The organism is Brevundimonas sp. (assembly GCF_052436175.1).
Taxonomy (GTDB): Bacteria; Pseudomonadota; Alphaproteobacteria; order Caulobacterales; family Caulobacteraceae; genus Brevundimonas.
The window spans coordinates 1-19,413 of sequence record NZ_JBQVNM010000053.1 but is presented as its reverse complement, the minus strand read 5'-3'; the positions used below and the strand labels follow the sequence as shown (position 1 = coordinate 19,413).

The window sequence follows — 19,413 nt, the reverse complement described above, 5'->3', positions numbered from 1 at the left end:
AGCTGGTCCTCGGCCTCGAACCGGCCGAAGCCGTGCAGGTCGAGGCGGCCGTCGATGGGATCGCGTTCGCGCGACAGGCGGCGCTGGCGGCGGGGCTCCAGTTCCTCGGGCGGCGACCGGCCGGGCAGGCGCTGCGGCGACGGCGGCGGCGGGGCGGGCGCAGCGGGCGTCGCTGCGGTCTTGCGTCGGGGAACCGGTTTGACCGCCGGGCGCGGCGCGGCATCCGCAACGGATTCGCCGTCTCCGATCGGCCCCGCCACCGGCACACGGGCGGCCTTGCGGGATTTGGGCGGGGTGACCGAGCCGGAAACCCGGGTCCAGATGCGACGGTCCTCGGGCGTGAGTTCGCCGGACCCGCCGGTCTTCTTCATGCCCGAAGCGCGCCCGGTTCAGGCATCGGCATCGTCTTCCCCTGCCGTGGCCTGGGGCCCCGGCTCATGGACCAGCAGGTCGCCGGGCTGACAGTTCAGCTCGCGGCACAGGGCGTCCAGGGTCGAGAAGCGGATGGCCCGCGCCTTGCCCGTCTTCAGGATCGACAGATTGGCCAGGGTGACGCCCACCCGATCCGCCAGTTCGGTCAGGGACATGCGCCGTTCGAGCAGGACGCGATCTAGCTGGATGCGGATGGCCATTATGAGTCTCGAAGGGCGCCGTCGCTCGACGCATCGCGTCTGGCGACATGGGCGCGAATAGCGGAGGAAGGGCGCGGTGTCATGACGGCCCTAGATGGTCAGTTCGGATTCTCGGCGCAGCCGGGCGCCCTCGCGGAACACCTCGGCCAGAACGAACACGACCATGACGGAGAAGATCGGGGTCAACAGGGCGCCGACGCCCTGACGGTCCAGCACACCGGGGGCCAGCCGGGCGGCGACCACGCTCTGGGCGATCCAGACGCCGGCGGTGACGATAGCCAGGGTGGCGCCGATCTGGCGCAGACGACGCACGTTCTCGGGCTGGAACGGATCGCCGAGGGTCAGGGTGCGGAAAATCTGGCGCAACTGACGCAGGATCAGCAGGAAACCGCCGAACCAGGCGCACAGCACGCCCAGGCCGAACAGGATCAGGGGCCGGGTCAGGGCCTGCTGCACCCCGCCCTCCTCATTGGAGACGGTCCAGTTGTCGACTGGCAGGAACAGGAAGACCACGAGGGCGATAAGGGCCACCAGCGTGATGAGGGCCAGCAGCACATAGGCCGCGTCGAGAGCGATCTTCAGCACGCTGGCCACGGAGCCGTGCCCCATGCCGCGCACCGCGCCGATCAGCTGCGGCCGTGGCAGTCGCGCTAGAGGTTCGGGCAGCCGCATGACGGTCCTCAGGCCGGGTCTGAAAAGAGAAAAGCCGCGCGAGGTCCGGCGAACCCCGTCACGGCTTCATTCTTTGCGATCTTCATGACGTTCGTCAAAGCTCCGATATTCTTGGCCGCGGTCAGAAGGCTCCGCCTTCTCGACCCGACGCGGCCTGTCCGTTCTCCCCGCCAGGTCGTTCGCCGAAGCGAACCGGCCTGCGGGAGTGATGGCGTCGAAGTCGAAGCGGTCTTAGAAGGCCTGGGCCAGGATGGCGACCATGGCGGTCGGCAGGGCGGCCAGCAGGGCGACGTTGATCAGCACAGCGCCGACCTTGTCCATGAAGAGCGAGGCGTTCATCGTGTTCATTGCAGTTCTCCTGAGTGCGGGACGTTTATGCCCGCTTATGTGATGACCGCTGGTTAAGGATTGCTGGTTTCCCTCGATCCTTGGAACGGTGCGGCCCCCGTTCGTGAGAACATAGATAGGACGTGCCATGACAAAGGTCACGTTACTTATCGTTTAACGATATTAAAATTCGGCAATGGATTGTTACGGCAGCGTGATCGGATGAGAAGATGAGGCTTATCAAGGGGATGCGTCTGGTCCTGGCCACGCACAACGCCGGCAAGGCGCCCGAAATCGCCGCCCTGCTGGACGGAAATTACGAGATCGTCACGGCCGGACAGCTGAACTTGCCCGAACCTGCCGAAACCGAGAGCACCTTCGCCGGCAACGCCATGCTCAAGGCCCGTCATGCCGCCGAACGGTCGGGCGAGGTCGCCATCGCCGACGACTCGGGCCTGTCGGTCGCGGCCCTGGACGGGGCGCCGGGCATTTTCTCCGCCCGCTGGGCCGGACCGGGCAAGGATTTCGCCGCCGCCATCCGCAAGGTCGAGGAGCGGCTGGAGGAAGCCGGCTCGCCCGATCGTTCGGCCTGGTTCACCTCGGCCCTGGCCGTGGCCTGGCCCGACGGACCGTGCGTGGTGGTCGAGGGCCGGGTGGACGGAAGCCTCGTTTTCCCGCCGCGGGGCGAGCGGGGCTTCGGCTACGACCCGATCTTCATCCCGGAGGGGTCGGACCTGACCTATGGCGAGATGGACCGCGTGGCCAAGGAGGCCGACAGCCACCGCACCCGCGCCTTCGCCCGTCTGAAGGCCGCCCTGATTGACTGAGGCCGATCCGCTGGATCCGGGGCCCCCCAATCCCGGGACGGACGTCGGGCTCTACGTCCATTGGCCCTACTGCGCCCGCATCTGCCCCTACTGCGACTTCAACGTCGTGCGCGACCGCGGCCGGAACGAGGAACAGGCCGGGCTGGTCGCGGCGATCCTGTCCGATCTGGAGGCCCAGGCCGCCCTGACCGGCCCCCGCCGTCTGGCCTCGATCTTCTTCGGCGGCGGCACTCCCTCCCTGATGGCGCCCGAGGCCGTGGCGGCGGTCATCGACCGGGCCCAGGCCCTCTTGCCGCCGCGCGGCCCCATCGAGATCACGCTTGAGGCCAATCCGACCGACGCCGAGGCCGGGCGGTTCCGCGACCTGGCCGCCGCCGGGGTCAACCGGCTGTCCCTCGGGGTCCAGTCGCTGGACGACGACGCCCTGAGGTTCCTCGGCCGCAACCATTCGGCGGCGGAGGCCCGGCGCGCCATCGCCCTCGCGGCCGCCGCCTTCGACCGCCTGTCCATCGACCTGATCTACGCCCGCCCCGGTCAGACGGTCTCCGACTGGACCCGGGAGCTGGAGACGGCGGTCGATCTCGGCTTCGAGCACGTCTCCCCCTATCAACTGACCATAGAGCCGACGACCGCCTTCGGCCGGGCCTTCGCGCGCGGGACCCTGACGCCGCCGGATGAGGACCTCGCCGCCGACCTTTACGAGACCACCCAGATCGTCCTCGGCCGCGCCGGGTTCGAGGCCTATGAGGTGTCCAACCATGCGCGCGGGATTCCGGCCCGCTCCGCCCATAACCTGCATGTCTGGCGTGGCGGCGACTATCTGGGCCTCGGCCCCGGCGCCCACGGTCGTATCACGCTCGAAGGTGCCCGCACCGCCACCGTCGCCCATCGCAATATCGCCGCTTATGTTCAGGGCGCTGCGGCCGGGACACCTTGGAGCGACGCCGATCGTCAGGACGCCGCCGAGGCCGCCGAAGAGCGCATCCTTCTCGGCCTCCGCACCGTCGAGGGCGCCGCCGTCGCCGACCTTGCGACCCTCGATATCGTCAACCGCGCGGATGACCTGATCGCCGACGGCTTCCTGACCCGAGGCGGCGACAGGATCGTCGCGACGGCGGCCGGACGGCCGGTGCTGGACGCGGTGCTGAAGTCCATCCTGACCTGAGGCGCTTGCCCCGGCAGTCGACCGAATATATGAAACGAATATATTTCATATAGGCCAAAACTCCATGGGCATCGTCAACATCGAGGACGACCTCCACGAACAGCTGCGTCGCGCCAGCAAGGCGTCCTGTCGCTCGATCAACGCCCAGGCGGCCTTCTGGATCAGGATCGGCATGTTGGGCGAACTCAACCCCGGCCTGACCTTTCAGGAACTGGCCGCACGCGAACTGAGGGCCGCCGGCGTCGGCGAGCCTGTGCAGACCGAGGTCGCCGCGTGACCAAAACGCCCGCTGAAGTCGAGCTGATGGCCGAGTCCGGGCGGCTGCTCGCCTCGGTTTTCACCCATCTGGATGGTTTGAAACTGGAGGGCATGAACACCCTGGAGATCAACGACCGGGTCGAGACCTTCATCGTGGATGAGCTTCGGGCGCGCCCGGCGTCCAAGGGCCAGTACGGCTATGGCTTCGTCCTGAACAGTTCGCGCAACGCGGTGGTCTGCCATGGCGTGCCCTCGAAGGACGAGGTGCTGAAGGGCGGCGACATCGTCAATCTGGACATCACCCTGGAGAAGAACGGCTTCATCGCCGATTCCTCCAAGACCTATCTGGTGGGCGAGGTCGGGCCCCAGGCCCGGCGGCTGGTCCGCACGGCCTATGAGGCCATGTGGAAGGGCATCCGCGTCGTGAAGCCCGGCGCCACGCTCGGCGACATCGGTCATGCGATCCAGCACCATGCCGAACGCGCCGGCTATTCGGTCGTGCGCGACTACTGCGGCCACGGCATCGGCCGCGAGATGCACGAGGAGCCTCAGGTCCTGCACTTCGGCAAGCCGCGACGCGGCCTGACCCTGCGCGAAGGCATGGTCTTCACCATCGAGCCGATGATCAACCAGGGCCGCCGCACGGTCGAGACGGCCGACGACGGCTGGACCGTCACCACTACCGACGGAAAGCTCTCGGCCCAGTTCGAGCATACGGTGGCCGTGACCCGCGGCGGGGTTCGTGTCCTGACCCTGAGGCCCGACGAGATGGGCGCGGGCCTGAACAAGGCCGCCTGACCGCATCGGCGGTTGGCGCGGCGGCCCGGGACTGGCAGTTTCCGGCCATGACCGAACGCCCGCTGTTTCCGCCCGCCGCTCCGCCGCCCCGCCCGGTGTCGCCCGGCCTCTATCTGGTGGCGACGCCGATCGGGAACCTGCGCGACATGACCCTGAGAGCGCTGGATGTTCTGGCGGCGGCCGATCTCGTGCTGGCCGAGGATACCCGCGTCTCGGCCAAGCTGCTGACCGCCTATGGACTGAGGGCGAAGCTGGAGCGGTGCGACGACCACGCCTCGGCCCGCGCCGCCGAAATCGCCATCGACCGCATTCGCGAGGGCCAGGTGGTCGCCCTGATTTCCGACGCGGGCACGCCGATGGTGTCCGACCCCGGCTTCGTCGTGGCCCGGGCGGTGGTCGAGGCGGGCCTGCCCCTGCATCCCATCCCCGGCGCCTCCAGCCTGTTGGCCGCCCTCTGCATCGCGGGCCTGCCGGCGGACCGGGTGCTGTTTGCCGGCTTCCTGCCGCCCAAGTCCGCCGCCCGGAAGACGACCCTGACGGAGCTCAAATCCGCGCGCCAGACCCTGGTCTTCTTCGAGAGCGGCCCGCGTCTGGCGGCGTCGCTGGCGGACATGGCCGAGGTCCTCGGCGACCGGCCCGCCGCCGTGGCCCGCGAACTGACCAAGCTGCATGAGGACTGCGTGCGCGGCCCCTTGTCCGCCCTCGCCGCCGATCCGCATCTGGATGCGCCCAAGGGGGAGATCGTCGTCGTCATCGGCCCCGGAGAGGCCGAGGTCGCCAGCGCCGAGGACGCCGACGCCGCCCTGGCCGAGGCCCTGACCCGTCTGCCGCCGGGAGAGGCGGCGTCGGAGGTCTCGCGCGCCCTCGACCTGCCGCGCAAGGCCCTCTATCGCCGGGCGTTGGAAATGCAGGGCCGGGGATGAAGTCGCTCCGTCCGGCCCCGTCACCCAAGCCGGCCAAGGCGGAATGGCGTCGGGCGTCGGGTGGAATCTCGCGGGGCGCCGGTCGTCGGGCGGAATGGATCGCGGCGGCCTGGCTGATGCTGCACGGCTGGCAGATCCTCGGCTTCCGGCTGAAATCGCGCGCGGGGGAGATCGACATTCTCGCGCGGCGCGGAAAGGTGCTGGCCGTGGTCGAGGTCAAGCGCCGGGCCACGATCGAGGCCGCCATGGGAGCGATCGGGGCCGAACAGCACGCCCGCTTGCTGGCGGCGGGCCGGGCGGTGTTGCGTGGAAGACCCAGCCTGGCCGGCCATCAGTTGCGCATCGACATGGTGGCGCTGGCCCCCGGACGTTTTCCACGTCATCTTGCCGCCATCGGTCCACCCGGAGACGGCTATCCGTGACGCGCGAGGAGGCGGAAGAAGGTCTGGAGGCGGCGGGTCATGCCGAGGACGAGGCCTTTCCCCTGCTGGAAGCCGCCATCGCCTGCGCCCTGCACGACTATCCGTTCCGGGACGCCGAGCCCGTGCGGGTTCTGGCCGCCAAGGCCGCCGCGCGACTGGCCGAACGGATCGGCTCCGAATCGCCCGACGACGCCCTGACCGAGACCATGGGCGCGGACTTCGGTCTGAACGGCGACCTGATGGACGCCGACGACGCCACCAACACCGACATCATCGCCGTGGCCTCGCGCCGACGCGGCCTGTCCGCCGCCCTGGCCGTCTTCTACCTCGACGCCGCCCGGCGGGCGGGGGTCAGGGCCGAGGGTGTCGATTTCCCCAACCACTTCCTGCTGCGCGTGGAGACTCCGGCCGGCCCGGTGGCGCTGGATCCCTTTAGCCAGGGCCGGATCGTCCTGCCGTCGGAACTCAGCCGCCGGGCCCTGCTGGCCGGGCTGACGCCCCATGTGGCGCACCGGCTCGATCTGCTGATGGCCCCGGTGACGGATCGACAGGCCTTGATCCGGCTGCAGAATCTGCTGTTCAACCGGGCGCTGCGCAAAGGCGACTATGAGGCGGCCGAGCGGTCGGCGGTGCGGCGCGCCCTTCTGGACCCGCTCGACCATCGCCCCTGGCTCGACGTGGCCTCGGCGCGCGAAAAGCAGGGGCGTCTGGCCGGCGCCATCGAGGCCCTGGCCAGGGCGCGCATCGTCTCCGGCGAAACCTCGGACGTCCCGCCTCCGGCCATCGAGCGGCTGAGGCTGCGGCTGAACTGAGGGCAGGAGGGGCGAGGTTCGAGGGACGAGGTTTGAAGTCTGGGGTGCTGTCCTGCCGGATGTGTCCGTCTGATCCCTCGACCCTCATCCGTCGCCCCTCGAACCTCCACACTTGCGCCCTCGCTGACGCCGCCCCATTACCCAAGCTCCAACGGCGCAAGGTCTCCACAATGCTCAAGGTCGCGATCCAGATGGACCCCGTCGAAGGGGTCGATATCGAGGTCGACACGACCTGGCTGATGATGATGACGGCTCAGGAACGCGGCCACGCCCTCTGGGTCTATGACTTCCGCACCCTGGCGCTCGAGGAAGGCCGTCTCTACTGCCGCGCCCGTCCTGTGACCCTGCGCCACGTCGCGGGCGACCATGTCACCTTCGGCGACTGGGTGAAGCTGGATCTGGCCGAGGACATCGACGTCATCCTGATGCGTCAGGACCCGCCCTTCGACATGGCCTATGTCACCGCCACCTACATGCTGGAGCGGATCCATCCGCAGACCCTGGTGGTCAACGATCCGGCCGAGGTGCGTTCGGCGCCTGAAAAGCTGATGGTCACCGCCTTCCCGGGCCTGCAGCCGCCGACCCTGATCACCTCCGACCCCATCGCCCTGACCGAGTTCCACAGGAAGCACGGCGACGTGGTGCTGAAGCCCCTGCACGGCAACGGCGGTTCGGGCGTCATCAAGCTGCGCGCCGACGACCCCAATCTCGACGCCCTGATCGAGATCCATCAGGGCGCCTCGCGCGACCCCCTGGTGATCCAGAAATTCATCCCGGCGGTGTCCAAGGGCGACAAGCGCATCCTGCTGATCGACGGCGAGCCCGTCGGCGCCATCAACCGGGTCCCGGCGGCCGGGGCGGTGCGCTCCAACCTGCACGTCGGCGGCACGGCCATGCCGGTCGAACTGACCCCGCGCGATCTGGAGATCTGCGCCGCCATCGGTCCGACCCTGAAGGCCAAGGGGCTGATCTTCGTCGGCATCGACGTGATCGGCGACTATCTGACCGAGATCAACGTCACCTCTCCCACCGGCGCCCAGCAGCTTAAGAAATTCACGGGCATCGACGCCACGGCGGCCATGTGGGACGTGATCGAGGCGAAGCGGGCCTGAAGCTAAGCTCCGTCGTCTTCCAGTGCGCGGCGCTTCTGCTCCGGCGTTTCGTCCGGCTCACCGTCCGCATCGGCGTCCGTGAAGCGGGCCGTTCGGGCCGGGGCGCCGAAAATCAGGACCAGCAGGGCCCCGACGCCGACCAGAACCACGATGCCGATCAGGATGTGCTGAAGATTGTCCATGGGCTGAGAACGCCTCGGGTATCGACAGGTTTCCATGGACGAGCCTTGCGCCATGCCCCTTGCAAACCCTTCAAGTTCATGGTTCGTTCTCAGTATCGGAGAACGAAGATATGCTGGCCAGCATCGCGACGGTGGCGTTCGAGGGGGTCGAGGCGCGGCGAGTGGACGTGCAGGTCCAGCAGCTCTCGAGCGAGCACGGCCATTTCAACATCGTCGGCCTGCCGGACAAGGCGGTGGCCGAGAGCCGTGAACGGGTGCGCGGCGCCTTCGCCGGCATCGGGCTGGCGCTGCCGGCCAAACGCATCATCGCCAACCTGGCGCCCGCCGACCTGCCCAAGGAAGGCAGCCATTTCGACCTGCCCATCGCCCTGGCCCTCTTGGCCTCCATGGGGGTGATCGCGCCGGACGCGCTGGAGGGCTGGGCGGCGCTGGGCGAGCTGGGGCTGGACGGGCGGATCGCAGCGGTAGGCGGCACACTGCCCGCTGCCGTGGCCCTGTCGGCCATGGGTCTGGGCCTGATCTGCCCCGAGGCCAACGGGCCCGAGGCCGCCTGGGCCGGGGATGTGCGGATCCTGGCGCCCCGCTCCCTCATCGGCCTCATCAACCACTTCAAGGGGGTGCAGGTGATGGCGGCGCCCGCGCCCGGTCCCGTGGCCATGGGCGAGCGTGTGCCCGACCTGCGCGAGGTCAAGGGTCAGGAGAGCGCCAAGCGCGCCCTGGAGGTGGCCGCCGCCGGTGGGCACAACCTGCTCTTCATCGGCCCGCCCGGATCGGGCAAATCGATGATGGCGGCCCGCCTGCCCGGCCTCCTGCCGCCCCTGACGCCGCAGGAACTGCTGGAGACCTCCATGGTCTGGTCGGTGGCCGGGCTGATCGAGCGCGGCGCCCTGACCCGCGACCGCCCGTTCCGCGCCCCCCACCACTCGGCCTCCATGGCGGCCCTGACCGGCGGCGGGCATCGGGCCAAGCCGGGCGAGGCCTCCCTGGCCCACAACGGCGTCCTCTTCCTAGACGAACTGCCCGAGTATTCGGCCCAGGCGCTCGACAGCCTGCGCCAGCCGCTGGAGACAGGCGAGATCATCGTCGCCCGCGCCAATCACCATGTGAAATACCCGGCCCGGTTCCAGCTGGTCGCCGCCATGAACCCCTGCCGCTGCGGCGTCGGCGGGGTGGGGAAAGGCGCCTGCGGCAAGGCCCCCCGCTGCCAGCGCGACTACCAGAACCGCATCTCAGGCCCGATGTTTGATCGCATCGACCTGACGGTGGAGACCCCGCCGGTCACCGCCGCCGACATGGCCCTGCCGCCCCCCGCCGAGGGCACGGCCGAGGCCGCCGCCCGCGTGGCCGCCGCGCGCGAGGCCCAGATCGAACGGGTGCGCGAGGCGGGGCTGGACCCGTTCGAGGGGCTGAACGCCCGGGCGTCGGGCGCGACCCTGGACCGGTTCGCGGTGCCCGACGAGGCGGGCAAGGCTCTCCTGATGCGGGCAGGGGAGGCGGGCGGCCTGACCGCGCGCGGCTGGACCCGGACCCTGCGGCTGGCCCGCACCATCGCCGATCTGGAGGGAGCGACCGGGGTCCTGCGCCGCCATATCGCCGAGGCCCTGATCTATCGTCGCACCACCACCGAGGCCGAGGGCGATTTCGACCGTCAGGCCGCCCGCCGATCGTCTATCCCGGCCTGGTGAAATCACCGATCGCCGATGGACGAGTCTTGAGTCCCCGTTAACCCTTTTGCCTTCATCGTGCGGCGACAGGGAGACGGACGCCCATGAGCCGGCGCGCGAAACACTCAGACACCCCCAAGGCCGCCGCGAAGGCGGCGTCGGACACCGGCGCCGACCAATTCCTGCGGCTGATGAGCCATGAGATGCGCACCCCCCTGAACGGGGTGATCGGCATGCTGGGCCTGCTGGCCCGCACCGACCTGAACGGCGCCCAGCGCGCCTATGCGGAGGCGGCCCGGGAATCGGCGGAACACCTGCTGGGGCTGGTCAACGACCTGCTGGACTATGCGCGACTGGAGGCCGGCAAGCTGGAGTTCGATCCGGCGCCCCTGAACGTCGAGACCCTGGCGCGCGGCGTGGCCGAGCTGCTCAGCCCCCGCGCCCACGACAAGGGGCTGGAGATCGTCTGGTCGGTCTGCCACGACGTGCCCGACATCATGGCCGACGACGGCCGGCTGCGGCAGGTCCTGTTCAACCTGGCCGGCAACGCCGTGAAGTTCACCGAACGCGGCGGGGTGGCCATCACGGTGGACCGCATCGGCGGCTCTGACGCCCGGCCCCATCTGGCTTTCGTGGTCGAGGACACCGGCCCGGGCGTGCCGGAAGAGGCGCGCGAACGCATCTTCGAGGAGTTTGGGCATGCCGATGTGACCGACGCCACCCGCTTCGGCGGGGCGGGTCTGGGCCTGGCCGTGGTGCGCCGCCTGGCCGAGGCCATGGGGGGGACCGTCTCGGTCGACTACCGGGTTGTCGAGGAGGAGACCTTCGGCCGCCGCGCCCGTCGGCCCGCCGCGCCGGGCTCCCGCTTCCGCTTCGAGGCCGCGTTCGACGCCGCGCCCGAACAGCCGTTGCGCGACTATCCTCTGGAGGGTCTGGAGGTGGCGGTCCGTTCGCCCGACCTCTTCATCATCCAGGCGGCCGTCAGCCAGATCGCGGCCAGCGGCGGGGGGGTCTATGATCCGGCGCCCGTCACCCTGGTCGACCATGCTTGCGCCGCCCCCGGCCATCTGGCCCCTCGGCCTGAGACGGGGCGAGGAATCGTCCTCTTGAAACCGACCGAGCGCGACTTGATCAGCCGCTACCGCGCCGCCGGCTTCCACGGCTATCTGATCAAGCCCCTGCGCCGGGCCTCCCTGATCGAACGGGTGCTGGCCGCGGCCGGCCGTTTCAGCGGCCCGGGCGCCCCGCCCGCCGTGCCCAGCGACGACGACCGCGTCGCCCCGGCCCAGTTCGCGGGCGTCCGCGTGCTTCTGGTCGAGGACAATCCGGTCGGCGCCCTGCTGGCCCGCACCCTGCTGCGCCGCGAGGGCTGCGTGGTCGAGACGGCCGCGACGGGCCATGAAGCGATCCAGGCCATGAAGCGCGCCCGCTTCGATCTGGTCTTCATGGACATGCGGATGCCGGGCATGGACGGGCCGTCGGCTGCGCGCGCCATCCGCGTCGCCGGAGACGAGACCCCCATCGTCGCCCTGACCGCCAACGCCTTCGCCGAGGACCGTCGCACCTGCCTTCAGGCCGGGATGAACGACCATCTGGTCAAGCCGCTGGAACTGGACGCCCTGCGCATCGCCCTGACCCGCTGGACGAACCGTCCGAGCCGCGCCAAGGTCGCGTGACGACAGGACGCCCGGACCGGGGGTCCGGAGAGCCCTGAATGACCGACGCGCCGACGCAGCCTGAACCGCCGAAGAAGAAGCCCGGGACGCGGGACGTGTTCGCCGCCCTGTCGCGCGGGCGGGTGCTGATCACCCTGCTGCTCGGCTTCGGTTCGGGCCTGCCCTTCCTGCTGACCGGCGCCACCCTCAGCATCTGGCTGGCCGAGGGCGATGTCGCCCTGTCGGCCATCGGTTTCATTTCCTGGGTCGGGCTGGCCTATTCCTTCAAGTTCATCTGGGCGCCGGTCGTGGACCGGTTCGACGTCCCGCTGCTCGGGCGGCTGGGACGCAGGCGCGGCTGGATGATTCTGTCGCAACTGGTGGTCGGGGTCGCCCTGATCGCCATGGCCGTGATCGGGCCCGAGGGCGGGCTGACGGCGCTGGGGATCGCCGCCCTGGTCACCGCCTTCGCCTCGGCGACGCAGGATATCGCCGTCGACGCCTGGCGGATCGAAAGCGCCGAGAACGACGAGGACATGGGTCTGCTGACCTCGGCCTTCCAGCTCGGGTACCGGTTCGCCATCCTGGCGGGGAACGCCCTGATCCTGTTCTTCGCCAGCTGGTTCGGCTGGAACGGCGCCTACGCCATCTGGGGTGCGGCCATGGTCATCGCCATCACCGCCACCCTCTTCGCGAAGGAACCGGTTGATCGGCGCGAGATCGCGGCGGCCACGGGCGGCGCCCCGCCGTGGACGCCGAGGGGCCTGTTCGACGCGGTGGTCGGCCCCTTCCTCAACTTTCTCAAGACCCACAGGTCCGCCGCCCTGCTGATGCTGGCCGCCATCAGCCTCTATCGTCTGCCGGACTTCGTCATGGGGCCGATGGTCGGTCCCTTCTACATCGACCTGGGACTGACCAAGGAGGCCATCGGCGCCATGCGCCTCAGCGTCGGCATCGTCGCGGCCTTCCTCGGGATCGCCGCCGGCGGCCTCAGCGCCGTGCGCTTCGGGTTCGGACCGACGCTTCTGCTGGGCGCCCTGATCGGGCCGATGTCGAACCTCGGATATACGGTGATGGCGCTGGTCGGCCTGTCGACGCCGGTCTTCGGCGGCGTGCTCTTCGTCGAGAACTTCTCCGAGGGCTTCGCCGGAGCGGCCCTCGTCGCCTACATGTCCAGCCTGACCGGCATCGGCTATACGGCGACCCAGTATGCCCTGCTCAGCTCCTTCTACGCCTTGCTCGGCAAGTTCCTGAAGGGCTTCTCCGGCGTCGCGGTCGAAGCCCTGGAAAAGGGACATGAGCTCATGACCGCCTATGCCCTGTTCTTCGCCGGGACCGCCGCTGTCGGCATCCCCGCCGTCCTGCTCTGCTGGATCCTCGAACGCCGCAATCGCCGTCTTCGCGGGGGTGCAACCGAGACGTCGGGCTGAGGTCGCGCTCGCCGGCTGACTAGGTGGCGACCGGGGCCGGTCGCAGGGGCGGCGTCGCCTTCCAGCTGAACCAGACGATCGCCGCCCCGACCAACAGTCCCGCCGCATAGAGACCCGACGTCGAGACCGGGGCGAGGCTGGTGAAGACCCGCTCCCAGACGGCCGTCTTCGCCAGGGTCTCGAAGACGATCGATTCCAGCAGGCAGGCGCCGCCCGCGATCAGCCACGGCCGGCCGAAGCGGCGGTTGGACAGATAGAGCCAGGCCGCGATCCCCACCGCCACGGCGGTCGACAGATGGATGCCCCAGGCGAACAGGTGGAAGTCGGCGGGGCTGGAGATGACCAAGCCCGGCACGACCCGGTTGATCACCCGTCCCACGACCGGGCCGAGCAGCAGCAGGCTGGTCGCCAGCATGTAGCGGCTGTGCAACTGCACGTTCCTCCGCGTCGCAAGGGCCATCCAGACCAGCCAGCCGAAGGCGGTGGCGGCGATCAGATCATAGGCGCCCAGCCGCTCGCCATAGATGGCGTAGAAGGGATCGCGCCCGCCGGCCGTCGCCTGGGCCATGGTCTGGAGCACGGCGACCGAGCCGAGGAAGAACAGGGGCACGGCGGCGAAGATCGCGAGCCCCGCCGCCTTGTGCAGCGCCCGGCTGCGGCCATGGATGTTCCAGCTCTGGAAGGCCAGCAGCATCATCCAGAAACCCGCCGTCGTCCCGTGCAGGTGAAAGGCCATCGGCGACGCGCCGAGGCGGGACAGATAACCCCGCCAGAAGGCCACGACCGTCGCCCCGATCAGGGCGAGGATGAACAGCCAGGCATGACGATAAGGCACGATGATCCCCCGATCCCGCTAGCAGGATCAGAGTGCGCCATACCGACGGTTTGTCGAGCGAAATCGACAATCCCGCTCGCCGTCACGCCTCCGGCGACACCCCGTCGTAGGCGGCGAAGGTGGCGGCGGTGATGATCTCCGACACCGAGGCGCCCAGGCTGACGATCTGGACCGGCTTCTCCAGCCCGACCAGAAGCGGACCGATGACGGTCGCCCCACCCAGGGACTGGACCAGACGGGTCGAGATCGAGGCCGAATGGATGGCCGGCATGACCAGGACGTTGGCGTGCCCCGTCAGACGCATGAAGGGATAGGCGCCGCGCAGGCCGGGCTCCAGCGCCAATTCCGGCGGCATCTCGCCCTCGTATTCGAAATCGACGCCACGCTGATCCAGAATGCGGATGGCCTCGCGGACCTTCTCGCCGCGCTCGCCCGGGGGATTGCCGAAGGTCGAATAGGACAGGAAGGCCACGCGCGGGGTGCGGCCCAGCTTGCGCACCGTCTCGGCGGCCTGGATGGCGATCTCGGCCAGTTCCTCGGCGTTGGGCAGTTCGTGTATCGAGGTGTCGGCCACGAACAAGGTGCGGCCCTTGGACAGCAGGATGGACAGGCCGATCATCCGCTCCTTGACGTCCAGGACGCGGCGGATCTCCTTCAGCACCATGTTGAAGTTGCGGGTCGCCCCGGTGACCACGGCGTCGGCCTCGCCCCTCGCCACCATGGCGGCGGCGAAGTAGTTGCGGTCCTGGTTGATCATCCGCTGGACGTCGCGCTTCAGATAGCCGCGCCGCTGCAGCTTCTCATAGAGCCAGTCGGTGTATTCGGCGTTCTTGTGACTGACGCGGGCGTTGACGATCTCGATGCCCAGATCGTCGAAGTTCAGCCCGGCCTCGGCGGCGTTCTGACGGATCAGATCTTCGCGGCCGATCAGGATCGGCGTGCCCAGTTCGGCCTGCTTGAAGCCCCAGGCCGCGCGGATGACGGACGGCTCCTCGCCCTCGGCGAAGACGACCCGCTTGTCCGGCGCCGAACGCACGGCCGAGGAAATCTTCTGCATCAGGGCCGCGGTCGGGTCGGCCCGGCCGCGCAGGGAGGTGCGATAGACCTCCATGTCGGGGATGGGCTTGCGCGCCACGCCGCTGTCCATCGCCGCCTGGGCGACGAACGGGGGGATGTAGGAGATCAGACGCGGATCGAACGGCGTCGGAATGATGTAGTCGGGGCCGAACTTCAGCTTGCGCCCCGAATAGGCGGCCGCCACCTCGTCCGGCACGTCCTCGCGCGCCAGGGCGGCGAGGGCTTGGGCGCAGGCCACCTTCATCTCGTGGTTGATCCGCCGCGCGCGCACGTCCAGGGCGCCCCGGAACAGATAGGGGAAGGCCAGGACGTTGTTGACTTGGTTGGGATAGTCGGACCGGCCGGTGGCGATGATGGCGTCGGAACGGACCGACAGCACGTCCTCGGGCGTGATCTCCGGGTCCGGATTGGCCATGGCGAAGATGATCGGATTGGGAGCCATAGACGCCACCATCGCCTTGGTGATCGCGCCCTTGGCGGCCAGACCCAGCACCACGTCGGCGCCGACCATCGCTTCGGCGAGGGTGCGGTGGGGGGTGTCGGTGGCGTGGGCGGCCTTCCACTGGTCCATGCCGGTCGGCCGACCCCTGTAGACCACGCCGTCGCGGTCGCAGATGACGGTGTTCTCGGCCCGGACGCCCGCCGCCTTCATCAGGGCGATGGACGACAGCCCCGCAGCCCCGGCGCCGGCCAGGACCACCTTCAGGTCCTCCAGCTTCTTGCCGACGATATGGGCGGCATTGATCAGGCCGGCGGTGGAGATGATGGCCGTCCCGTGCTGGTCGTCGTGGAAGACGGGAATATCCAGCAGATCCTGCAGCTCGCTCTCGATGACGAAGCATTCGGGGGACTTGATGTCCTCCAGATTGATGCCGCCCCAGGTGTCGCCGATGTTCTTGACCACGGTGATGAACTCGTCCGGGTCGGTGGTCTTGACCTCCACGTCGAAGCTGTCGACGTCGGCGAAGCGCTTGAACAGGACCGACTTGCCCTCCATCACCGGCTTGGACGCCATGTGGCCCAGGTTGCCGAGGCCCAGGATCGCCGTGCCGTTAGAGATCACCGCGACCAGATTGCCCTTGGAGGTATAGTCGTAGGCCTTGTCCACGTCCTCGGCGATGGCCAGGACCGGGATGGCGACGCCGGGGGAATAGGCCAACGACAGGTCGCGCTGGGTCGCCATGGGCTTGGTCGGCGCCATGGAGATCTTGCCCGGCGTCGGCACGCGGTGGAAGTCGAGCGCGTCCTGATCGGAGAAGGTCTGTTTGTCGGTCAGGTCGGGCATCGGAAATCCAGAGAGGCGGTTCGGGCGCGGGGCAGACCCATCTCCTAGAGCCCGCCTTCCCCTGCGACAACCGTGCGGCGGTCCGGCGCAGTCGATGACACCGGTGACATCCGGTCACCGCATGGCGCGACGGGGCGGACGGCGCTAAACCCGCGCCATGACCCAGGTCCACACCCACGACGTCATCATCGCCGGCGCCGGCCTGTCGGGCGCCAGCTTCGCCCTGGCGGCGGCGCAAGGCGGTCTGAGCGTCGCGATGATCGACCCCCAGCCGTTTGAGACCCAACTGGCGCCGACCTTCGACGGACGCTCGACCGCCATCGCCTGGTCGACCTTCCGCATGCTGGACGCGCTCGGGCTGGGCGAGGCCCTGCGCCCCCACGCCTGTCGCATGGACCATATTCTGGTGACCGACGGACGGCGCCCCGGCGCGGCGTCGAAGCCAGCGTCGCCAGCCTATCTGCGCTTCGACGCCGACGAGATCGGCGACGGCAACGGCGGCGAGCCTCTGGGCTACATGGTCGAGAACCGTCGCATCCGCGCGGCCCTGGCCGAGGCGGTCGGCAGGTCCGACATTGAGGTCCTGGCCCCGGCGCGGGTCGCCTCGGTCGACGTCCAGCCCGGCGCGGCGCAGGTGACGCTGGAGGACGGCCGCCTCCTGTCCGCCCCCGTGGTGGTCGGCGCCGAAGGGCGGGGTTCTGTGGTGCGCAAGGCCGCCGGCATCGGCACGGTCGGCTGGAAATACGACCAGTCGGGCGTGGTCGCCACGGTCCGGCTGGGCCGCGACCACGGCAATGTCGCCCACGAATATTTCCTGCCCGGCGGCCCCTTCGCCATCCTGCCCCTGACCGACCGGCGCGCCAGCCTGGTCTGGACCGAACCGACCAAACGGGCCGAGGCCCTGAGGTCGGCGTCCGCCCCCGCCTTCCAGGCCCATCTGATGCGGCGCTTCGGCGACTTCCTCGACGGCGCCACGCCCGAAGGGCCGCGCTTCGTCTACCCCCTGTCGCTGGACCTGGCCGAGCGGCTGACCGCCTCTCGCGTCGCCCTGATCGGCGATGCGGCCCATGGCGTCCATCCGGTGGCCGGGCAGGGGTTGAACATGGGGCTGAAGGACGCCGCCGCCCTGGCCGAGGTTCTGATCGAGGCGATGCGTCTGGGCGAGGACATCGGCTCGGAGATCGTTCTGGACCGTTACGTCCGCTGGCGCCGGTTTGACAATACGGTGCTGGCCGCCGGCTTCGACGCCTTTGTCCGGCTCTTCTCAAACGACATCACCCCGATCCGTCTGGCCCGCGATCTCGGCATGGCGGCGGTCAACCGCATCCCGCCCCTGCGTCAGGCCTTCATGCGCGAGGCCGGCGGCGCGACCGGCGACCTGCCACGACTTCTGCGCGGGGAGGCCGTCTAGCGGCGGCTCACCAGGGCCGGAAGTGTTTCGACAGCTTCAGCCCCTGCCGCTGATAGTGGCTGCCGCCCTCGCCATAGAGGCGGGTGGGGCGTTCGGTCAGGGGTTCATAGACCAGCCGCGCGACGATCTGGCCGTGTTCCAGCAGGAAGGGCGTGTCGTGGGTGCGGACCTCCAGCACGCCCTTGGAGCCCGCGCCATGAGCTTCATCGGTGCCGAAACCGGGGTCGAAGAAGCCGGCGTAGTGGACACGGAATTCGCCCACGCTCGGGTCGATGGGGGTCATTTCGGCGGCCTGATCGACGGGGATTTCCACGTCGTCCGACGAGGCCAGGATGTAGAACTCGCCCGGATCCAGCAGCAGTTCGCCGCGCCGCAGGCTCAGCGGCTCCCAGAAGTCGCGCGGATCATGGCCGTCGATATGGTCCAGATCGACCACCCCGGCATGGCGCCGCCCTCTGAAGCCGACGATGTCGCCGCCCCTCAGGTCGACCCCGACGCTGCGGGTCTCCAGACGCGGCGGTTCGCCCGCCTTTAGGCGCAACTGGTTCAGCCGGGTGCCGGGACGGACCAGGATGGAGAAGGTCTGGGGTGCGATCTCCAGATAGAGCGGCCCCTCGTAACCCTCTGCCACGTCATCGAAGACGGGGCCCCGATCGGTCAGCAGTCGCACGAAGACGTCCACCCGGCCGGTCGAGGACTTGGGATTGGCGCGGGCGATCAGGCCGGCGGGCAGGGCCAGACGCTCCTGCAGCTCGACGATATAGACGCAGCCCTTTTCCAGGACATAGCCGCCGCTGAGGTCGATCGTGTGCATCGACACGTCGGCGATGCGGTCCGCGACCAGTCTCTGCCCCGGCAGGAAGGAGGCCCGCACGCGCCAGCCGCGGGCGCCCAGCCGCAGGTCCAGGCTGGCCGGCTGGACCTGATCGGCGTCGAAGGGGGTGGCGGTGGTGATGGCGCCGTTGGCGATCAGGGTCTCGATGCCCTGGCAGGGCAGGATGCCCGGTTTCTGGTTTTCAGTGCTCATGCCGGGTCAATGCCACGGCGGCGCGCGGGCGTCACGCGGCTTGACGCGAGCGGTGCGGCGCGCTCCATCAGCCCATGTACGACACCCAACCCTATCAGGCCGAGACCGACGGCGTTCTGGTCCGTGTCCGCCCCTCCTATCTGGCCGGCCAGTCCGATCCGGACGAGGGGCGCTGGGTCTGGGCCTATCAGGTCGAGATCGTCAATCTGACGCCGTCGCCGGTGCAGCTGATCTCGCGCCGCTGGATCATCACCGACGCCCACGGCCATGTGGAGCAGGTCGAGGGGCCCGGCGTGGTCGGGGAACAGCCGACGATCCAGTCGGGCGACAGTTACGCCTATGCCTCGGGCTGCCCCTTGCCGACGCCGTCGGGCTCCATGGTCGGCGCCTATGTGATGGTGGACGATCTGGGCCGGACCTTCGAGGTCGCCATCCCCGCCTTCAGCCTCGACACCCCGGACGCCCGGCGCGTGCTGAACTGAGGACCGCCCTCAGGTCGTTAGGCCCGCGAACCGAACATAGTGCGAAAACCCGCCCTCAAGTCGTGAGGCTCCGCGAGCCGAACATAGGGCGAAAAAAGGAGTGATGGGGCTGCGTCAACCCGGATAACCGCAGCCCCGCCCCCTGTCCTGTCAACCGTGCGGTCGACAGGGTGGCTGGTAGCTCCAAATGAATGGAGGAAGTCAGCGCTTTGCGCTCAAGCAGCGAGCGACCGCGTCGTGAGCGTTAGCGCGGCGCGAAGCGCCTCTGCTTAGATGTAGCGCCGCAGCGAACGGGCCAGTTCGGTCGAGCCGTTCTTCTTGACCTGGGGCTGGTAGGCCACGCGGGCGTGTTCGACGCAATAGACGCCTTCCGAGGCGCGACGGCCGCAGAAGCTGAACTCGCGCGAGGACGGGTCG

General features: G+C 69.2%; 20 protein-coding genes and 1 pseudogene. 13 read left to right on the top strand and 8 right to left on the bottom strand.

What is annotated here, in order from left to right; genetic code table 11:
- The 3 genes and pseudogenes from ACT6QK_RS11630 to ACT6QK_RS11620 form a co-directional block, all read right to left on the bottom strand.
- Nucleotides 1-371 (bottom strand): annotated as a pseudogene (locus ACT6QK_RS11630) (Smr/MutS family protein); the annotation flags it as partial.
- An 18-nt stretch (nucleotides 372-389) separates the two neighbouring features.
- Nucleotides 390-632 carry a helix-turn-helix domain-containing protein gene (locus tag ACT6QK_RS11625; protein WP_444597986.1) on the bottom strand — a complete coding sequence of 81 codons (243 nt, stop codon included), beginning with the start codon at nucleotides 630-632 and terminating at the stop codon, nucleotides 390-392.
- A 90-nt stretch (nucleotides 633-722) separates the two neighbouring features.
- Nucleotides 723-1,304: a DUF2975 domain-containing protein gene (locus ACT6QK_RS11620; RefSeq protein WP_444597985.1), complete on the bottom strand. Its 582-nt coding sequence runs from the start codon at nucleotides 1,302-1,304 to the stop codon at nucleotides 723-725.
- Nucleotides 1,305-1,861: 557 nt separating this feature from the next.
- On the opposite strand from ACT6QK_RS11620, the gene rdgB reads away from it, so the two are divergent.
- From rdgB to gshB, 8 genes are all read left to right on the top strand, one after another.
- Complete coding sequence (rdgB, locus tag ACT6QK_RS11615) at nucleotides 1,862-2,458, top strand: RdgB/HAM1 family non-canonical purine NTP pyrophosphatase (RefSeq protein ID WP_444597984.1); 597 nt, start codon at nucleotides 1,862-1,864, stop codon at nucleotides 2,456-2,458.
- On the top strand, nucleotides 2,451-3,623 hold the full coding sequence (gene hemW, locus ACT6QK_RS11610; protein ID WP_444597983.1) for a radical SAM family heme chaperone HemW: 1,173 nt from the start codon (nucleotides 2,451-2,453) through the stop codon (nucleotides 3,621-3,623). Before rdgB ends, hemW begins: the two co-directional genes overlap by 8 nt.
- A gap of 64 nt (nucleotides 3,624-3,687) precedes the next feature.
- Entirely contained in the window at nucleotides 3,688-3,900 is a 213-nt protein-coding gene (locus ACT6QK_RS11605) for a ParD-like family protein (RefSeq protein WP_444597982.1), read from the top strand.
- Nucleotides 3,897-4,679, top strand: coding sequence for a type I methionyl aminopeptidase (gene map / locus ACT6QK_RS11600; protein WP_444597981.1), 783 nt, complete (start codon nucleotides 3,897-3,899; stop codon nucleotides 4,677-4,679). The genes ACT6QK_RS11605 and map overlap by 4 nt, the downstream gene beginning before the upstream one ends.
- Before the next feature lie 47 nt (nucleotides 4,680-4,726).
- On the top strand, nucleotides 4,727-5,602 hold the full coding sequence (gene rsmI / locus ACT6QK_RS11595; RefSeq protein WP_444597980.1) for a 16S rRNA (cytidine(1402)-2'-O)-methyltransferase: 876 nt from the start codon (nucleotides 4,727-4,729) through the stop codon (nucleotides 5,600-5,602).
- A complete protein-coding gene (locus tag ACT6QK_RS11590; RefSeq protein ID WP_444597979.1) occupies nucleotides 5,599-6,024 on the top strand; it encodes a YraN family protein in 426 nt (141 codons plus the stop codon). The genes rsmI and ACT6QK_RS11590 overlap by 4 nt, the downstream gene beginning before the upstream one ends.
- Entirely contained in the window at nucleotides 6,021-6,836 is an 816-nt protein-coding gene (locus ACT6QK_RS11585) for a transglutaminase family protein (protein ID WP_444597978.1), read from the top strand. The genes ACT6QK_RS11590 and ACT6QK_RS11585 overlap by 4 nt, the downstream gene beginning before the upstream one ends.
- Nucleotides 6,837-7,006: 170 nt before the next feature.
- Entirely contained in the window at nucleotides 7,007-7,948 is a 942-nt protein-coding gene (gene gshB, locus ACT6QK_RS11580; protein WP_444597977.1) for a glutathione synthase, read from the top strand.
- Nucleotides 7,949-7,950: 2 nt separating this feature from the next.
- Here the strand turns inward: gshB and ACT6QK_RS11575 are convergent, their stop codons facing one another.
- Entirely contained in the window at nucleotides 7,951-8,130 is a 180-nt protein-coding gene (locus ACT6QK_RS11575; protein ID WP_444597976.1) for a hypothetical protein, read from the bottom strand.
- A gap of 110 nt (nucleotides 8,131-8,240) precedes the next feature.
- On the opposite strand from ACT6QK_RS11575, the gene ACT6QK_RS11570 reads away from it, so the two are divergent.
- The 3 genes from ACT6QK_RS11570 to ACT6QK_RS11560 all read left to right on the top strand — a co-directional run bounded on the left by ACT6QK_RS11570 (nucleotide 8,241) and on the right by ACT6QK_RS11560 (nucleotide 12,879).
- Nucleotides 8,241-9,815, top strand: coding sequence for a YifB family Mg chelatase-like AAA ATPase (locus ACT6QK_RS11570; RefSeq protein ID WP_444597975.1), 1,575 nt, complete (start codon nucleotides 8,241-8,243; stop codon nucleotides 9,813-9,815).
- 83 nt (nucleotides 9,816-9,898) lie between these two features.
- Nucleotides 9,899-11,470, top strand: coding sequence for a response regulator (locus tag ACT6QK_RS11565; protein WP_444597974.1), 1,572 nt, complete (start codon nucleotides 9,899-9,901; stop codon nucleotides 11,468-11,470).
- Between the two features lie 38 nt (nucleotides 11,471-11,508).
- Nucleotides 11,509-12,879 (top strand): AmpG family muropeptide MFS transporter, encoded by a 1,371-nt coding sequence (locus ACT6QK_RS11560; RefSeq protein ID WP_444597973.1) that lies wholly within the window; start codon nucleotides 11,509-11,511, stop codon nucleotides 12,877-12,879.
- A gap of 19 nt (nucleotides 12,880-12,898) precedes the next feature.
- On the opposite strand, the gene ACT6QK_RS11555 is transcribed toward ACT6QK_RS11560, so the two are convergent.
- Together ACT6QK_RS11555 and ACT6QK_RS11550 are read right to left on the bottom strand one after the other, a co-directional pair.
- On the bottom strand, nucleotides 12,899-13,714 hold the full coding sequence (locus tag ACT6QK_RS11555; protein WP_444597972.1) for a hypothetical protein: 816 nt from the start codon (nucleotides 13,712-13,714) through the stop codon (nucleotides 12,899-12,901).
- A gap of 82 nt (nucleotides 13,715-13,796) precedes the next feature.
- On the bottom strand, nucleotides 13,797-16,076 hold the full coding sequence (locus tag ACT6QK_RS11550; protein WP_444597971.1) for an NADP-dependent malic enzyme: 2,280 nt from the start codon (nucleotides 16,074-16,076) through the stop codon (nucleotides 13,797-13,799).
- Nucleotides 16,077-16,233: 157 nt separating this feature from the next.
- On the opposite strand from ACT6QK_RS11550, the gene ACT6QK_RS11545 reads away from it, so the two are divergent.
- Nucleotides 16,234-17,487, top strand: a complete 1,254-nt coding sequence (locus ACT6QK_RS11545; protein WP_444597970.1) for a UbiH/UbiF/VisC/COQ6 family ubiquinone biosynthesis hydroxylase — start codon at nucleotides 16,234-16,236, stop codon at nucleotides 17,485-17,487.
- A gap of 7 nt (nucleotides 17,488-17,494) precedes the next feature.
- On the opposite strand, the gene ACT6QK_RS11540 is transcribed toward ACT6QK_RS11545, so the two are convergent.
- Nucleotides 17,495-18,514, bottom strand: a complete 1,020-nt coding sequence (locus ACT6QK_RS11540; RefSeq protein ID WP_444597969.1) for a 2'-deoxycytidine 5'-triphosphate deaminase — start codon at nucleotides 18,512-18,514, stop codon at nucleotides 17,495-17,497.
- A 74-nt stretch (nucleotides 18,515-18,588) separates the two neighbouring features.
- Between ACT6QK_RS11540 and apaG the strand changes: the two genes are divergently transcribed.
- A complete protein-coding gene (apaG, locus tag ACT6QK_RS11535) occupies nucleotides 18,589-18,996 on the top strand; it encodes a Co2+/Mg2+ efflux protein ApaG (RefSeq protein WP_444597968.1) in 408 nt (135 codons plus the stop codon).
- A 269-nt stretch (nucleotides 18,997-19,265) separates the two neighbouring features.
- On the opposite strand, the gene ACT6QK_RS11530 is transcribed toward apaG, so the two are convergent.
- Nucleotides 19,266-19,413: GcrA family cell cycle regulator (locus tag ACT6QK_RS11530; protein ID WP_444597987.1), on the bottom strand; the 148-nt coding region annotated here is incomplete at its 5' end.

What these genes read in the sequence shown, in the direction of transcription:
- ACT6QK_RS11625 (WP_444597986.1), bottom strand. Translation starts at nt 632, where the DNA reads ATGGCCATCCGCATCCAGCTAGATCGCGTCCTGCTCGAACGGCGCATG.
- ACT6QK_RS11620 (WP_444597985.1), bottom strand. Translation starts at nt 1,304, where the DNA reads ATGCGGCTGCCCGAACCTCTAGCGCGACTGCCACGGCCGCAGCTGATC.
- rdgB (WP_444597984.1), top strand. Translation starts at nt 1,862, where the DNA reads ATGAGGCTTATCAAGGGGATGCGTCTGGTCCTGGCCACGCACAACGCC.
- ACT6QK_RS11605 (WP_444597982.1), top strand. Translation starts at nt 3,688, where the DNA reads ATGGGCATCGTCAACATCGAGGACGACCTCCACGAACAGCTGCGTCGC.
- rsmI (WP_444597980.1), top strand. Translation starts at nt 4,727, where the DNA reads ATGACCGAACGCCCGCTGTTTCCGCCCGCCGCTCCGCCGCCCCGCCCG.
- ACT6QK_RS11590 (WP_444597979.1), top strand. Translation starts at nt 5,599, where the DNA reads ATGAAGTCGCTCCGTCCGGCCCCGTCACCCAAGCCGGCCAAGGCGGAA.
- gshB (WP_444597977.1), top strand. Translation starts at nt 7,007, where the DNA reads ATGCTCAAGGTCGCGATCCAGATGGACCCCGTCGAAGGGGTCGATATC.
- ACT6QK_RS11575 (WP_444597976.1), bottom strand. Translation starts at nt 8,130, where the DNA reads ATGGACAATCTTCAGCACATCCTGATCGGCATCGTGGTTCTGGTCGGC.
- ACT6QK_RS11570 (WP_444597975.1), top strand. Translation starts at nt 8,241, where the DNA reads ATGCTGGCCAGCATCGCGACGGTGGCGTTCGAGGGGGTCGAGGCGCGG.
- ACT6QK_RS11565 (WP_444597974.1), top strand. Translation starts at nt 9,899, where the DNA reads ATGAGCCGGCGCGCGAAACACTCAGACACCCCCAAGGCCGCCGCGAAG.
- ACT6QK_RS11560 (WP_444597973.1), top strand. Translation starts at nt 11,509, where the DNA reads ATGACCGACGCGCCGACGCAGCCTGAACCGCCGAAGAAGAAGCCCGGG.
- ACT6QK_RS11550 (WP_444597971.1), bottom strand. Translation starts at nt 16,076, where the DNA reads ATGCCCGACCTGACCGACAAACAGACCTTCTCCGATCAGGACGCGCTC.
- ACT6QK_RS11545 (WP_444597970.1), top strand. Translation starts at nt 16,234, where the DNA reads ATGACCCAGGTCCACACCCACGACGTCATCATCGCCGGCGCCGGCCTG.
- ACT6QK_RS11540 (WP_444597969.1), bottom strand. Translation starts at nt 18,514, where the DNA reads ATGAGCACTGAAAACCAGAAACCGGGCATCCTGCCCTGCCAGGGCATC.
- apaG (WP_444597968.1), top strand. Translation starts at nt 18,589, where the DNA reads ATGTACGACACCCAACCCTATCAGGCCGAGACCGACGGCGTTCTGGTC.